This window comes from Candidatus Avelusimicrobium sp., assembly GCF_051874775.1.
Lineage (GTDB): Bacteria > Elusimicrobiota > Elusimicrobia > Elusimicrobiales > Elusimicrobiaceae > Avelusimicrobium.
The window spans coordinates 12093-27937 of sequence record NZ_JBJEGE010000007.1; the positions used below are offsets into that span (position 1 = coordinate 12093).

At 48.1% G+C, this 15845-nt stretch carries 12 protein-coding genes, 1 tRNA gene and 1 pseudogene; 7 read left to right on the forward strand and 7 right to left on the reverse strand.

What is annotated here, in order from left to right:
- Nucleotides 1-62: 62 nt before the first annotated feature.
- A complete protein-coding gene (locus ACI351_RS00755; RefSeq protein WP_439733349.1) occupies nt 63-1229 on the forward strand; it encodes an aminotransferase class V-fold PLP-dependent enzyme in 1167 nt (388 codons plus the stop codon).
- Nucleotides 1230-1328: 99 nt separating this feature from the next.
- On the opposite strand, the pseudogene ACI351_RS00760 reads toward ACI351_RS00755, so the two are convergent.
- Nucleotides 1329-1418: pseudogene (locus ACI351_RS00760) on the reverse strand (type II secretion system protein); the annotation flags it as partial.
- A 362-nt stretch (nt 1419-1780) separates the two neighbouring features.
- Nucleotides 1781-1853 (reverse strand) — tRNA-Ala (locus ACI351_RS00765).
- Between the two features lie 245 nt (nt 1854-2098).
- Here ACI351_RS00765 and asnS point away from each other — a divergent pair.
- Nucleotides 2099-3397 (forward strand): asparagine--tRNA ligase, encoded by a 1299-nt coding sequence (asnS, locus tag ACI351_RS00770; protein ID WP_439733350.1) that lies wholly within the window; start codon nt 2099-2101, stop codon nt 3395-3397.
- A gap of 81 nt (nt 3398-3478) precedes the next feature.
- Here asnS and ACI351_RS00775 read toward each other — a convergent pair whose 3' ends face one another.
- Both ACI351_RS00775 and ACI351_RS00780 read right to left on the reverse strand, forming a co-directional pair.
- The gene (locus ACI351_RS00775; RefSeq protein WP_439733351.1) at nt 3479-3982 is read right to left on the reverse strand and encodes a type IV pilin protein; all 504 of its coding nucleotides are present in this window, start codon (nt 3980-3982) and stop codon (nt 3479-3481) included.
- Nucleotides 3983-4203: 221 nt separating this feature from the next.
- Complete coding sequence (locus tag ACI351_RS00780) at nt 4204-5802, reverse strand: solute:sodium symporter family transporter (protein WP_439733352.1); 1599 nt, start codon at nt 5800-5802, stop codon at nt 4204-4206.
- 157 nt (nt 5803-5959) lie between these two features.
- Between ACI351_RS00780 and ACI351_RS00785 the strand changes: the two genes are divergently transcribed.
- Nucleotides 5960-6499, forward strand: coding sequence for a LemA family protein (locus tag ACI351_RS00785; protein ID WP_439733353.1), 540 nt, complete (start codon nt 5960-5962; stop codon nt 6497-6499).
- 112 nt (nt 6500-6611) lie between these two features.
- On the forward strand, nt 6612-7028 hold the full coding sequence (locus ACI351_RS00790) for an FKBP-type peptidyl-prolyl cis-trans isomerase (RefSeq protein ID WP_439733354.1): 417 nt from the start codon (nt 6612-6614) through the stop codon (nt 7026-7028).
- Nucleotides 7029-7094: 66 nt separating this feature from the next.
- On the opposite strand, the gene ACI351_RS00795 is transcribed toward ACI351_RS00790, so the two are convergent.
- The 3 genes from ACI351_RS00795 to ACI351_RS00805 form a co-directional block, all read right to left on the reverse strand.
- The gene (locus tag ACI351_RS00795) at nt 7095-10904 is read right to left on the reverse strand and encodes a hypothetical protein (protein WP_439733355.1); all 3810 of its coding nucleotides are present in this window, start codon (nt 10902-10904) and stop codon (nt 7095-7097) included.
- A gap of 153 nt (nt 10905-11057) precedes the next feature.
- Entirely contained in the window at nt 11058-12443 is a 1386-nt protein-coding gene (locus tag ACI351_RS00800; protein ID WP_439733356.1) for an MFS transporter, read from the reverse strand.
- A 1-nt stretch (nt 12444) separates the two neighbouring features.
- Complete coding sequence (locus ACI351_RS00805; protein WP_439733357.1) at nt 12445-13536, reverse strand: class I SAM-dependent methyltransferase; 1092 nt, start codon at nt 13534-13536, stop codon at nt 12445-12447.
- Between the two features lie 39 nt (nt 13537-13575).
- On the opposite strand from ACI351_RS00805, the gene fabG reads away from it, so the two are divergent.
- Genes fabG through ACI351_RS00820 form a run of 3 tightly spaced genes read left to right on the forward strand, consistent with a single transcriptional unit; the run spans nt 13576 to nt 15845 of the window.
- Nucleotides 13576-14313: a 3-oxoacyl-ACP reductase FabG gene (gene fabG / locus ACI351_RS00810; protein ID WP_439733358.1), complete on the forward strand. Its 738-nt coding sequence runs from the start codon at nt 13576-13578 to the stop codon at nt 14311-14313.
- Nucleotides 14314-14355: 42 nt separating this feature from the next.
- On the forward strand, nt 14356-15582 hold the full coding sequence (locus tag ACI351_RS00815; RefSeq protein WP_439733359.1) for a beta-ketoacyl-[acyl-carrier-protein] synthase family protein: 1227 nt from the start codon (nt 14356-14358) through the stop codon (nt 15580-15582).
- Nucleotides 15579-15845, forward strand: a complete 267-nt coding sequence (locus ACI351_RS00820; protein WP_439733360.1) for a phosphopantetheine-binding protein — start codon at nt 15579-15581, stop codon at nt 15843-15845. Before ACI351_RS00815 ends, ACI351_RS00820 begins: the two co-directional genes overlap by 4 nt.

Sequence of the window (15845 nt, forward strand, 5' to 3'; positions counted from 1 at the left end):
CCATTAAATCCCTAAAAACAAGGGGAGAACGATCAAAATCAATTTTTTGCTACAATAAAAAGATGAAAATCCTCTTAAATCCGGACATTCTTCCTTCTTCCACTTTCGCCTGCGGCCCTGCGCAAGGCCACCCGTCCTTACGCCATACCCCGCTTGACCAAACCCTTTTTGAACGCAGCCACCGCGCGGCGGACATTTCCGCCGAAGGCTTGTATAAAGAAGCGGCGGAAAACGCGCGCGCGCTGCTTTCTGTTCCTCCGGATTATACTGTTCTTTTCTTTTTAGGCGGAGCCACCCCCGCAATGGATGCGGTGCTTTGGAATTTGACCAAAGATTCTTTATCCGGCCTCGCTTTCGGGGCTTTCAGCAAACGGTGGACGCACGAAATGGCCGCCCGACTGGAAAATACGCTGCGGCTTTCTGTCCGCGAAACCGAAGCGGGAGAATTTTTCCCCCGCCAAAAACCGGATTACCAAGCAAGCCTAGTCGTACTGACGCCCAACGAAACCTCCACAGGCGTACAAATGCCAAACGATTATTTGGAAGAAGCGTGGAGTTTGCGCGGGCGGGATACGCTTATCGCTTGGGATTGTACCTCTTGCGCCGGAGGGCGCGTGCTTCCCGCCGGAAAATTTGACGTAATGCTTTTTGGAATGCAAAAATGCTTCGGCACGGGAGGAGGTTCCAGCGTACTGATTCTCAGTCCGGCCGCCGTCAAACGATTGGAAGAAACAAAAAATTACCGCGCCGTGCCGTATTCGCTTGACTTAAAAACAGCCGTACGCTTTGCAAAAAACAAATACCAAACGTCAAACACGCCAAATACCACCAATATCTGGATGTTTAACGAGGCGTGCAAATGGATGCTCTCCTGCGGCGGTCTGCCGGCAATGGAAGCGTTATGCAAACAACACGCCCAATATCTGTTGGACTGGGCCGCCCAAACGGACTATTTGGCCCCGCTCATCAAAGACGAAAAATTGCGTTCGTTTACCAGTTTAACCCTGGAAATTACCGATCCCGCCGTAAAAGATTCCGACATTTCCGCCGCCCTGCACAGTACCGGCCTGCCCAATTTGGCCGACGGAATCAAAAAGTATTCCTCGGTGGCGCAAAACTCCGTCCGCATCGCCTGCTTTCCGTTTGTGGATATCAACGGCACGGGCGAATATGAAAAACTGACGCGGACGGTGGACGAAATCGTCCGCCAACTGCGTGCCAAAAAATAGCAAAAAGAGCGATGCTGAAAGCGTTGGCGGCGCGCGGCGTTTGAGCACCGCTTTTTGGTACTGCGGAAGCGCAACACTTGCCAAAATACCAATGATTAAAACAACGACTAATAATTCAATTAGCGTAAAACCTTTTTTACTAGATTCTGAAACAAGTTCAGAATGACGGCTAAATATACAACCTTTCATTTTGATTTCTCCTATCAAATAAAGTTACCCCAAGTTGTTTCCGTTCAGATTCTACCGTTTTGAAGGAAATAAACCGCAATCGGGAGCTCTCGTACAGAAACCCTATGGAATACCCCTAACGTATCAAAAAAAGTCACCCCCTTAATGCGCCCCCGCCGCCCCCTGCGAAGCGCGCCTCGCTCGCAACACGGTATAAAATTTAAAAACCCCGCTTTCGCAGGGTTTTAAATGGTGGACGTGATCGGGAGTCCTGCGGACGGCAGAGCTGACCTCCTCCTTACTTTACTTCGGAAGCGAAACGCGCCTCGCTCGCAACACGGTATAAAATTTAAAAACCCCACTGACGTGAGGTTTTAAAATTTTGGACGTGATCGGGATCGAACCGACGACCTCCTCGTTGCGAACGAGGCGCTCTCCCAGCTGAGCTACACGCCCGAAAAATCGGTATTTTTTTATTGCTGGGCTTACTTCAGACATATTTATTATAGCATAATAAAAAACAAAAAGAAAAATATTTTTTATTTTTCCGTCGTTAATGGGCATACACCATACGGATATCGTCCGTCGTATTTCTCCCCTTCTGTTTGATTTTACAAAAACGAAAAGGGTAAAATTTCCCTTTTCCCCCGTAAAAAGATAAAATAAATAAGTACCCTATTTCTTATCGTTAAGAGGAATATATGTCTAGCAAAATTCGCGTTAAAGACGTGGGCCAATACTTGGGCCAAGAAATTACGTTAAAAGGCTGGCTGTATAACAAACGCTCCAGCGGCAAACTCCACTTTTTACAGCTGCGCGACGGCAGCGGTATCATCCAATGCGTAATGTTTAAAGGAGACGTTTCCCCCGAACTGTTTGAACTGGCCGATAAAGTAACGCAGGAATCTTCCATTATTGTTACCGGCACCGTGCGGGAGGACAAACGCTCCCCCTTGGGCTTTGAGCTTGGCGTTACCAACTTGGAAGTCGTGCAGCTGGCGAAGGATTATCCCATTTCTCCCAAAGAGCACGGGCCGGAATTTTTGATGCAGCACCGCCATTTGTGGCTGCGCTCGGCCAAACAGACGGCTATTTTAAGAATCCGAGATGAAATTATCTTCGCCATTCGCGAATACTTTCATAAAAACGGCTTTGTCCTTTCCGACTCGCCAATTTTAACCCCCGCCGCCTGCGAAGGCACCAGCACATTGTTTGAAACCGACTACTTCGGCGAAAAAGCATTCCTCTCGCAAAGCGGACAGCTCTATGGGGAAGCCTCGGCTATGGCGCTTGGCAAAACGTTCTGCTTCGGCCCCACGTTCCGTGCCGAAAAAAGCAAAACACGCCGCCATTTGACCGAATTCTGGATGGTGGAGCCTGAAGTGGCGTATAACGATTTGGACGATAATATGGATTTGGCGGAAGATTTTATCAAATACATCGTCGGACAAGTGTTAAAAAACCGCGCGGACGATTTAAAAACCTTGGAGCGCGACACCAGCAAACTCCAAGCCACCGTAGAAAAGAAATTTCCGCGCATTGATTACACGGACGCGATTGAAATTCTGCACAAAAAAGGAAACAATACCGAATGGGGCGGAGATATCGGCGGCGACGAAGAAACCTTACTGGGCGAAGATTACGATACGCCGATTATGATTCACCGCTACCCCGCCGCCATCAAAGCCTTCTATATGAAACGCGACCCGAAAAACCCCAAAGTGGTGTTGGCTGTGGACGTTATCGGCCCCGAAGGCGCAGGCGAAATTATCGGCGGCAGTGAAAGAGAAGCCGATTACGATGCGCTTTTGGCCCGCATTAAAGAACAAGGCCTCGACCCCGAAGGTTACGGCTGGTACCTGGACTTGCGCCGCTACGGCAGCGTTCCCCACTCCGGCTTTGGGATGGGCATTGAACGTATGGTGCGCTGGATTTGCGGACTCCAACACGTGCGCGAAACGATTCCGTTCCCGCGCATGATGGACAAAATTCATCCGTAACCCAACGCCGACTCTGCAGTTTCTGGCGGCAAAAACGCAAAAATTTACCCCGCGTCTTATATTTAGGCGCGGGGTTTTGGATTATTTCAGCAACTCCGGATTCAATGCTTTACAAAGACGTTTTCCGCGTGCAGTTGAGCCGAAACAGCCACACGGCACCTGAGAGGGAGTAATCGTGCTGTGCTCAAAACGTAACGTCACGGCTACTTCTGTATTATGGTAACATGCGGTGGAGCCCGTATTATTTTCCGGGCACAAAGCCACTCGCACCGCCCCGTACGGCTGCCCAGCCCCGGAAACCAAATCGATAAAAAATCCGTTTGGACATTGCCATTCATTATTCAAACTGTTAACGGAAGTGCACCCGGTACGATGGTCAATATCCAGCGAGCCTAAATCGGAAGTATAGGAACCATTGGCAAGATAATAAACTTCTTCTGCACGGCAGATAGAATGCGCCGTTTGCAGATAAGGCATCAAGCGGCTTTTATCCACTGCCAACTGGTACTGCGGTACCGCCACGGCGGCTAAGATACCGATGATTAACACAACCACCAACAATTCAATTAGCGTAAAACCTTTCATATTCATTTTTCCTATTAAAAAATCATCTTGTTGGGTTTCTGCGCAGCATCTACCAATTTTGACGGAATAAACCGCAATCGGGATATCCCGTTTAGAAACCCTACGGAATATCCTTATCGTATCAAAAAAAAAAAACGGGTCAAGGCCCCTTTAACGCGCCCGAACCGCAAAAAAGGCGGACGGAAAAACAATTCCGTCCGCCCGTTTTAAATAAAATACACTTACGCGGCAATGCCTAACGAAGAGAATAACACATATACGCCAAATACGCACAGCACAATAGCGATACTTACCGCTACGCGCAGGTTCCACGGCGTTACGTCCACTACATTTAAATTTTTCCCGTCGTCATATTTGTTTTGCGCCGGCCACAGTTTGCCCGTAATGTACATAAATACCACCGACACCGCAAACAAAATAGCCAAAATATGCAGGAAATGCAAGTTGGTTTTGATAACGCCTAGCTGCGTCAGCCCGTAACCGACCATAAAGAAGATAAGCGTTACTTTGGCCGACCACGCGGGCGCGGTTTTATTAAGCATACCGAAAATAATCAGCGTAAAAATCGGCACATTGTAGAAACCGTTTACCATCTGCAAGTAGTTAAAAAGGCCCGACGGAGCCATCGCAATCAGCGGCGCCACGCACATCGAGAATACCGCCAGCAAAATACCCACGTACTTGCCTTTGGTTACCAGTTCGTGATCCGTAGCCGTCGGTTTAATAAGCGGTTTGTAGACGTTTAACATAAACAGCGTAGAGGTGGAGTTCAAAGCCGCGTTAAACGAGCTTAAAATCGCCCCAAACAACACCGCGGCAAAAAAGCCGATTAAGTAGAAGGGCAGCACCTTATTAACCAACATCGGGTAGGCCATATCCCCTACGGCCAGCGGCGTTTCGCGGAAAATATGGAATGCCACAATCCCGGGGATAATCAAATAAAGCGGGCCGAACAATTTAAAAATAGCCGCAAACAACAGGCCTTTTTGGCCTTCTTTTAAATTTTTGGCCGCCAACGCGCGCTGGATAATCGTCTGGTTGCAGCCCCAGTAGAACAAGTTGACGAGGAACATCCCCGTAAACATGGTGGCGAACGGAACGGGATCCGCCGGCCCGCCGATGGCATTAAATTTTTCGGGGTGGGATTGAATCACTTCGTTTAAACCCCCTAAAATATCGCCGCCGCCCACATACGCAAGCGCAAAAAGCGGCACCATCAGCCCGCCGATAATCAACCCGATACCGTTAAGCGTATCAGCAATCGCCATAATGCGAAGGCCGCCGAAAACCGTATACAAACAGCCCAAAATGCCGATGGCCACCACCACTACAATAATCGCCATCATCGGAGAGAGGTTGAAGGTTCCCATAATATCGAAAATGCCGCCCATACCAATTGCGCCGGAATAAAGCACCGTGGGCAGTAAAATCAGCACGTAACCGGCCAAAAACAAAAAGTTTACAAACTGTTTCGTGGCGGAATCGTAGCGTTCTCCCACAAAATCTGGAATAGTAGCGTAACCTTTTTTTAAATAGCGGGGTAAAAAGAAAAAAGCTACGATAATAAGAGCCAAAGACGCTCCCACTTCGTAGCCCATACCGGACATATTAAACATATATCCTTGGCCGTTTAGGCCCACCATCTGTTCGGTAGACAGGTTTGTTAAAAGCAGCGAAGCCGCAATCACCCATCCGGTCAGTCCTCTTCCGGCCAAAAAATAGCCTTCCGAAGACGATGCGTCCTTTTTTCTGGTTAGGTAATACGACAAGCCCAAAACCAGCGCCGTAAAAGCGACAAACGACGTAATCGTCAGTACCATAAGTCCTCCAAGTTAATTTTTATACGGCTCTCCGGCTTTTGCGGGCCGGAAGCGGTGCTTGATTTCCCAGCGCTTAATTCTTATACTTTACAGTAGTGACACCGCTACTTTTATTCTAATTATAATCCAGCCGTTAGTCAACAGCGGGGAGGAAAAAATGCTTATTTGGTTTATCTTCGGAGCGATGTGTACGCTGGTCATTCTTTTGATGTTGGCTTACCTTAAATTTGTTTCCTTAAACAAGGCAGCATCCGCTGCGTGGCAGAAATTGGATTTTAATATGAAAAACCGCGCGGAATTAATTCCCAGCTTGGCGCTTTCGGCCGCCGCATTTGAAGAGTTAGACCGAACGTTTATTTACGAACTTTCCGCTTTAAAAGATGCCTGCCGCCAAGCAGTTTCGTTGCAGGAGCGCGTAAAATGCGAAAACGAAATCACCAAAAAATTTAAAAAAGTGTTTACCGCCGCTATGCACCACCCTGAAATGGAACAAAACGAACATTTTTCAAAATTGCGGGAAAATATCATTCAAGCGGAAAGCAAAGTGCAGCGATCCAAAAAGAAATACAATAGTGCCGCGCGTGATTTTAATACCATAACATCTATCATCCCGCTAAATTTGATTGCCCAAATGTTTGAATTTAAACCTTATGATTATTTCGATTTCGATCCCAGCGTAGACAATATAAAAAAGTAGTCTGCTTGGAAGCTATGCCCGCAATACGGTTGTCATTCTATACACGGCGGACGAAAACTGTTACAATATAACATACTCGCCCAACACAAGCGGGCATATAAAGGAGAAAAAAATGATTAAAGAAGGTTCCAAAGTTAAATTTGATTATACGCTGACGGTTGACGGCAAAGTAGCCGATACCTCCTCCGGACGCGGCCCGCTGGAATACACGCACGGCGCAGGACACATTATCCCCGGACTGGAAGAAGAACTGCTTGGAATGAAAGTGGGTGACAAAAAAACCGTCAAAGTCGCACCGGAAAAAGGCTATGGCAAAGTGTTGGAAGAAGCTATCCGCCGCGTACCAAAAGAAGCCGTCGGCGGTGCCGAAAACTTAAAAGTGGGCGATATGGTGGGCGCCAGCAACGCGGGACACACTTTCCGCGCGCTAGTGAAAGAAATTACCGATAAAGAAATAGTACTTGATTTTAACCACCCACTCGCCGGAAAAGAATTAACATTTGACGTAGAAATTAAAGAAATCAACTAATCTTTCCTTAAATGCAACAACATACAAAAAACCCCGTTCCGAAGAACGGGGTTTTTTGTATGTAAACTAATACGTCTGCGAAGAAACTTGTGGTGTTTCGTCAGGGTACAACTCCGCTCTCTCCTGCTCCGACCATAACAAGTTATTGGCCTCGTCCAAGATCTTCTCTCTTTCTGAGACAATTTTTTGTATACATCTATTCAATTTATCCACTCTTACCTGACTTGGAACAGATGGATTATGCAGATTCTTCAGTTCAGAAATCGCTTCCTGATAGATACCATCTAAACGTTCATATATCTCCGGATGAGAAAGGTCAAGCCCTACCTCTTTAAAAGAGAGTAAATCATTGTATCGAGACCGCTCGAAAAGAGTAATTTGCTCTTCCACAGTAGTGTTAAACTGTCTATCGCAAAGTTGTATATACTTAGACTCTATCTGTGTATACTTAGCCTGAAATTGCTGGTCGTATTGCTGTACAACCGCGGCTTTCTGTTTGGTGCGCTCCCCGATATTGGTAATTTTTTCAGCCGAGCGTAAGGCCTGTTCATAGTCATCCAGCACCGTCATCAACGCCTGTTCATCCTCCGCCCAGTTAACCTCGGGAAAATCTGCTTTAAAGACCGCTATACTCTTTTTCAGGGATTCACGCACCTGCGCCAAATCATTGATATTATTTTCTGTTGCAGTAGATGAAAGATGATTGGCTTTGGCAATTTGAGCACGAGATAAATCCATACGGTGTGCACTAATGGCCATTTGCTGTTTAACAGCATCGCTAATAAAAGGATTGGAAGTTACGCCCGCCTCTGCCAATCCCGAGCGCACAAACATAAACGGCGGTAAAATTAAAGAGCCGTCCGTCATATTCATTTCAGTAGGAGCAATACGCTGCCACACATAGCTGGGAAAGGTAAGTACATCCATCCAACTAAAAGATTCTTTAGAAGTACCGCCCACGCGGGTTAATACATCCCCCGGCTGTGATTCCGGCGCATCGGAATTTTGTGCGCTCACATCCGCGAGAGCCTTCTCTGACAGAGATTCCCCATATTTCGCCGCTTCGGCGGCTACGGCAGCCTCCTGCTTTTCCATCATCCAATTATTAAATTTGTCTCTGTATACTATTCCGGTAAAAATATCGCCTGCTTTCCACCAAGCAAAGAAACGCAATGTTTTTCCGTAAGCGCTCAATCCCGCATTCACCCACGGATGTTCTGATATGATAGCCCCCGGATAATATGACAATTGCGCACTCTTCGGATCCCACAGTTTATTAAAGGCATTTCTCCACATAATATTCTCTTGGAACATCCATCTATCCGCAGCACTCCACTCGTTACGTAAACCGCGTTGTTGGGCAAAACGCAAAAGCTGAGCACGCTGAACGGGAAGAGACCAACGTCCGATATTGGGGCTTACCCCAAAAGTGCCTTGATAAGCAAGCCCGCTGGGAGCGTCTGCCGCCGTAATCGTTACACGCGTAGAGGGAGACGAAATACGGGCTGCATCTCCTCCATGTTGGACGGCGGTGGAGGTTTTCACTAAACCGGGGGAGGCTGCTTCAGTAGCTGTTGTATACGCCATTCCGTTTTTGGCTAAATGTGCGTTAAAATTAAAACTGCTCATATATTTAGCACCCACTTTCATACTGGCCTGTGCCCGTTTGGCACCCGCCGTAAATCGATAGATGCGCGTCCCCGCAGTGGCCTTATAAACCAATTTGCCGGAGCGAATGGCGCGAGGCAGGCTCTTTGCCACGCCGGCCAACAAACGCAGCCCGCAGAAAGCACCGCCAATCAACGCACCGCCAAACACCCACATCAATGCCTCGCCAAAGAGTTCCATACCTATATTGGTAATTTCTGCTGTATATTTACGGCTGTTGCGGTAATTAAGGGCCGTCATTTCCACTATACCGGTACGGCCGCCAAAGACAAATATACCGCCGTTGGTATACTGATATGGGCAATCCCCATCAAAAATTGTTCCTTGTTTTGTCTGTTGTAAGGCCGCCACGGTAATTATTGTACGGTTTTCCGTATCAACCTTTTCAATGCGGCCGCAACGGCCTAACGTAACCGTAGGCGCTTCCATAGGCAAAAATTGCATATAAATACCTGCTAACTCATTCGATAAAGAAAGCATTTCGTCCGAGTTTAAGCCGTAATCTTTCATACCAGAAGTCGTATTTTGCAACGGCTCATACAAGGTTGCTACAGATTGAGCCAAATAAAACCTGTCTTCATAAGACAACCAGTATTTATTAACAACTTCCCCCGCTTCCGTAACCGAAAAATCAGCCCTCATAGGCGTATTCTCAATGGAATCCGTCTTTTCCGTAAGACGGCCCAACACCGCTAAGGCAAGCACGCGTGTATTCGTGGCGTGAGTATCCTTTGCTGCATCAAGTAAAAACATTATCGCAGGGACATAGTGGTCACTTACGTTAAAATTACGCAACGTTTCGTATATACTGTTAAAAAGAGCGGCAAGCACCTCGGAATAGGTGGTTTTCATATCGCTCCCCGGCTTGTCCTCAAACAAAGCAAGTATATCTTTCAGTAATTTTTCGTCCCCCGTCAATACGGCAAACTGGGCGGCATATTGGACAACTAACTGAAGCAGGGTAAATTCTTTTGATTCCTCTCCGGAGGCGTTGCTTTTTAGTTCCTTCAGCTCATTATAAAATTCCGTGCCTAAATCACCCGGGATTCCCTCGCGCAAAGAAGGGAATTCTTCTTCGGAAAAAACGCCTTGAATAGCCGTATTTTTCCGATAATCTGAATAAGTTACTGCCTGAATAGTCACATTGCCTTTAGCACGCGCGCTTTCCAGCTTGGGCGAAAGTTCTTCTACTACCCTCGTATTATTTTTGACAAAATCTTTGTATGAAGTCCCAATCCATTGGAAGCCATCCTTGGTTGGCTTCGGATATTGAGTCTGCCACAGTTTTCTAGTAGGCGTAAGCACATAAACCTGCTTTTCCAATAATTGAAGCTTATTGGCGGCAGCGGCGTGTTCCAACTGCGCAAGCAAAATACGCACTGTACCGCGCGCCATATATAACGTTTCATCATTAAACGTCGATTCGTTCAAATGTTCTAATGAAGCAACCGCACGGTAGCGCACGTGGGAAAAGAAAACCGTCATTTCTTCACGTTCTTCTTCCGAAATAGAATCCGGACGGGTAAACTCTTCCAACATATAATACAGCGTTTCGGCCGCGTATGCTATGGCAAGAAAGTTGGCGCAGTTAAAACCTAACGGGTCAATGTACTCCAACAATTCTTCCGGCGCTTCAAATTGATTGTTTTTTAAGTTTTCCAAAAAATCAGCTGCCGAGGGACATCCATATCCCGCAAACTTACTGGAATATTCATCAGCCCGCACTAGCCAGTCTTTGGGATTGGAACCGAAACGAGCGTCATATCCCAGCGTCTGGCTGATAGCGTCCGGAGCTACGTGGGGGTTTTGCCGATAATGCTCAAACATAACATTTCCTGAAGCGTGAAGAGCGTCGTTCTCCGCATCTCTAATCTGGGATTGGTAATCACGCAAGCGCCGGGAACCCTCGCTGCGGAGTTTATCTAATCTTTTATAAGACTCGCTCATCGCTGCAAAAGTGGAAGAATTAAGAAAGTCATTATGGGCAGCATCCTGAACAGGCACAACACTTTCTAAATATTGTTGATGAGACGCTTCAAAGGACTCCACAACTTTTCGCGCGATCTCGGCCTGCTGCCGAGCTTCAGTAACAGCAGGATGCTCCGTTCCAACCGAACGACGCGGAGCCGCAGGCACCTGCGCATAAGCGGGGCTAAGTATATTCAACAGAAATACAACAGCCATCAGGCGGGATATCCACATATACATATATATACTCCTATATACTCCAGTAAAAGAAAATAATTATATTTTTATTATAGAGAAGAATGTACGTAAATACAAGTTAAAAAAAGTCCCAGTTTCATCAAAACAAAGACCTACAATATTTCTAGGTCTTTTCATCACCGAACAGAATACAACTTAATCGCGTTGAACAGATAAAATTCCCCCCGCTGCCGCACAAAACGCCCCAAATAAAAGCGCCCATTTGTATCCGCCGATAAATGCTTCGTGCGCGGAAAGCCCCAAAGATAAAAAATGTTCTTGCAGCAAAGAAAATACGGCAACGGAAAGGGCAATTCCCATAATCGTTCCCACGTTACGCGAAAGCGCGTTGACGCTGGCCACTACACCTAGTTTCTCTTTTGGAGCCGCGCTGATGACTGTATTGTTATTAGGCACCTGAAACGTACCGCTGCCCGCCCCCATAATCAGCTGCGCCAAAATAATATAGGAAATGCTAGGCGAATCCCCGATGAAGGCAAACATCAGCGAGGAAATCAACAAAAAAACAAATCCCGCTGTCGTAATAATCCGCGCGGGCCACTTGGCGCACAGCGCGCCGGACACGGCCGACGCAATGGCGAGCGTCACCGGAAACGGCAAAATAAGCATACCGATTTTAATGGGGTCCATTCCCATAATATCGGTCAGATAAAACGGAAGCAAAACGGAATTGGTAAACAGGGAGGTAAACCCTAACACTGCTACGGCGCAACCGTAGGAAATAGCCGGAATACTAAAAATAGAAAGCCCTATAAACGGATTTTTAGACGTTTTCTCCCTCCGCATAAACAGCACAAAAAACACCACGGAAAACGCAAACCCGCCCAAAATTTTCGGAGAAGTCCACCCATTAGCCGACGCCGTATTTAGCGCATACAGAAAAGCAAAACTGGTAATCGTGTAATAGACCGCGCCGAGATAATCCATTTTCATTCGTTTGACAGGTCTAAACCGCGGGATTAAATAAATTCCGCGCCAAACGCCCAAAATACAGATGGGAATAGATAGCCAGAATACGGACGTCCACCCCCACATTTGAATAAGCGCCCCGCCAACGGCAGGACCGGCGAGCGTACCGCTGGCTACCACGGCCCCGATTGCCCCAAACGCCTTACCGCGCGACGCGCCGTGAAACACTTGGGCGACAAGTGCCTGCGAAGTCGCCATCATTGCCGAGGAACCCAGCCCCTGCACCGCGCGGGCACAAAGCATCATACCCAAGCTGCCCGAAACCGCACCCAATAACGCTCCCACGCCAAACACAATAAATCCGCCCAAATACATCCATTTGCGGCTGTACAAGTCGGAAAGTTTTCCAAAAACGGGCAAAAAGCACGTCAACACCAAAAGATACAGGCTGACCACCAGCTGAATATGCTCCAAGGACACGCTAAACTCACCCGACATCGTGGGCAACGCAATATTTACAATTCCCGCCGACAGCGTAGACATAAACGTTCCGTTAGCAGTAACGGAAAAAATCATCCATTTTCTGGACAGATGCGGAGCTCTCAATTTCATTTCATTTCACACAGCGTATTAAGGTATACGAGAAACGGCCTACACCGTCAAACATTTTTTCCACCTTCAGTCCTGCTTTTTTAATGCAAGCTTCCATTTGCGCCGCGCTGTACATTTTGCTGTTACCGTTGGCAATGTTGGTAAAATACAACGATGTATGCTTTAAACAGAACGAGGCGGCCTCATATTCCTGTCTGTCCCACAGCGGTTCCAAAATGTAAATACGCGTATTTTTGCCGCAAGCGGTCTTAACTTTCTTTAAAACAGAAACGATTTGCTCTTCGGAAAAACAGTCCAAAAACTGGCTCATCAGCACAGCATCGGCCCCTTTGGGCAGCACGGTTTTTTCGTCCAGTACGTTGGCGGCGCAGAACTCCGCCCGCGCGCCGTACTTTTTAAGGTTCTTTTTGGCCACGTTTAACTGGCCGGCCAAGTCGACCAGCGTCATTTGGACGTTTTTATCGTACTCCAAACATTTTTTGGCCCACTTGCCCGTATTGGCCCCGATGTCCATTATGCGCTTGGGCGACAACTCAAAAACAAGCGGCAGAATTTCCGCAAACGCAATATCGGAATAGAAATGATCAAACGCAAACCAGCTTTTGCGGTTTTTGGCGGGCAGTTTGGATAATCCCTCATATACCGTTTTCCATTTGCCGAACACTTTTAACCCCGTGGGTTTGCCCTTTTTTAAGGACTCTTGGAGCGAGTGCATTCCCAAATAGCAAACGTCGTTTATAAAATCCATATTGGCGCGGGTCATTGGGTCGCACAGCAAGAACCAGCCCGTTTTGGTTAAAGAATAAAGACTGTTTTCATCTTGGGACACAAGCTCCAGCGCCACGCCGTTTTCTAAAAGCGTCTGCACGGCGTAAAGGGAGAGTTTTAGCTTTTTGGCAAGCGTTTTATCATCTGACGGAGTATTATTCAAATATTCTAAAATTCCCAAATCGCGCAGGGCCAAAGCGGCTTGAAAGCTGATCGGTGCAAAAGCAATTTTTTGCGCTTCAAATGCCACATCCGCCATCGTACGCGCTTCTTTGCGCGGGCGGCGGTAGGGAGTGTTGTGTTTTGCGTTGTTTTTAGTTATCATATTCCTATAAATTTTATTTTTTTTAGAGAGAGTTTACAAATGAATGACACCTCTGCGCGCAAAATCGCGCTCGTCACGGGCGGCAGCCGCGGGATTGGCTTGGCCGTCGCCAAACAGCTTGCCAAAGACGGTTTTGATATTTGGCTGAACTATCACTCCAACCACGCGGCCGCCAAAAAAGCCAAGGCCGAAATCGAAGCCCTCGGTGCGGCGTGTACGCTTCTTCCGTTTGACGTGGCCGACGTGGCCGCCGTGCGCGCGGCGTTAAACCCGCTTTTGGAAACCCAAACGCCGTACGCGCTCGTCAACAACGCGGGCGTACGCAAAGACAACCTTTTAATTTGGATGCAGGACGACGAATGGACGAAAGTGATTTCCACCGTACTCGGCGGATTTCACAACGTAACCAAAACGGTACTCGCGGCGATGATTCACGCCAAACAGGGGCGCATTATTAACATCGCTTCTGCCGCCGCGCACGCGCCCGTTCCCGGGCAAACCAATTATTCGGCGGCCAAAGCGGGTATCGTGGGAGCCACACGCAGTTTGGCGTTAGAAGTTGCCAAACGCAACATTTTGGTAAATGCTGTTTCACCAGGGTTTATCGAAACGGAAATGCTTGACGGCTTGCCTATGGACAAAATTCTGCCGCTCATTCCCTTACGCCGTTTGGGGCGCCCGCAGGAAGTAGCGGATATGGTGTCTTTTTTATGCTCGGACAAAGCCGGCTACATTACCGGACAATCTTTTCAGGTCAACGGCGGCGTTTGTATGTAGCCTCCGCGCGAAGCGCACGCGTAAAATAGTATAATTAAATTTATGAACACGCCCAAGCATACGAAAATCGTCATTACCGGAGCGGGAGCCGTTTCCCCCTACGGTGCGGGAGTAACCGCGCTTACGGACGGATTATTTGAAGGTCGCGGCTGCATGCACACCGTGCCGGAGCTGGAAGCCTTATCCATGGTAAAAACCAAGGTGGCGGCCACCGTGCCGGAAATGGATTTTTCGTATATTCCGCGGCGGGACCGCCGCTCCATGAGCCGTATGGCCAAATACGCCTACGCCGCCGCGCAGGAAGCGTTAAAATCCGCCGGATATGAAACCGCCCCGCAGGGGCTGGGTTTCTTTATGGGTTCCACGCTTAACAGCATTTCCGTATGGCTGGAAATCAGCAAAAACTGCCACGAAGGACACCTGGAACTCGTCAAAACATCCGATTTTCTGCAAATTATGAACCACTCGCCTTTGGCGACGGTTTCCCAGGCGCTTAAAATTAACGGTCCCTGCGTGGGCGCGTCCGACGCGTGCGCCACGGGACTCATGAACATCGGCCTAGCCTATTTAGCCGTAAAAACGGGGCTTGTGAAGCAGGCGCTCTGCGGCGGGACAGAAGAATACCACCCGATGTTTAGCGCGTGTTTTGATATTATGCAGGCCACCTCGCACAATTTTAATAAACACCCGAATGAAGCCTGCCGCCCGTTTGATAAGGACCGCACGGGGCTTGTCTGCTCCGAAGGGTGCGGCCTCTTATTTATTGAAGCGGAAGAAAACGCCAAAGCGCGCGGGGCAACTATTTTAGCCGAGATTGCGGGTTTTGCGTCCAACACGGAAACGGAAAACATGGCCTATCCGTCGGCCGAAACGCTGCGCGCCTGCATGCTGGCCACGCTGGAGGACGCCCACATAAAACCCGAAGAAGTGGATTTGTTAAACGCGCACGCCACGGGCACCGTGGTGGGCGACATTGCCGAAACGCACGCAGCCGCAGCCATATTCGGGCCGGCCCTCAGCATCAGCAGTTTGAAAGGACACCTCGGTCACGCAATGGGTGCCAGCGGCAGTTTAGAAACCATCGCCTGCATAGAAATGCTTAAACGCCAAACGGTGCTGCCCACCCAAAATTTACATACGGCGGACGAACGGTGCGCGCCACTTGCGTACGTTACCCAAAAAGAAGAGCGTCCGCTCAACCTGATTTTAAAGAACAGCTTCGCCATCGGCGGAAACAACTGCTCTTTAGTTTTAAGGAGACCCCTGTGATTACAAGAGAAGAAATTATTAAACTGACCAACGACGCCCTTAAAAAAGAATTTGAACTGACAGATGAGCAGCTTGTTCCTACAGCCCACCTGCAAAACGACGTGGGGCTAGACAGCCTCGACGCCGTGGATATGGTGGTTGTGCTGGAACAGAAATTCGGTATGACGCTGCGCCAAGGCTACGATATCCGCTCTATCGTGACGTTAAACGATTTGTACGATTTTATCGAAAAACTCGCCCGCGAACACGAATCCGGAAAATAA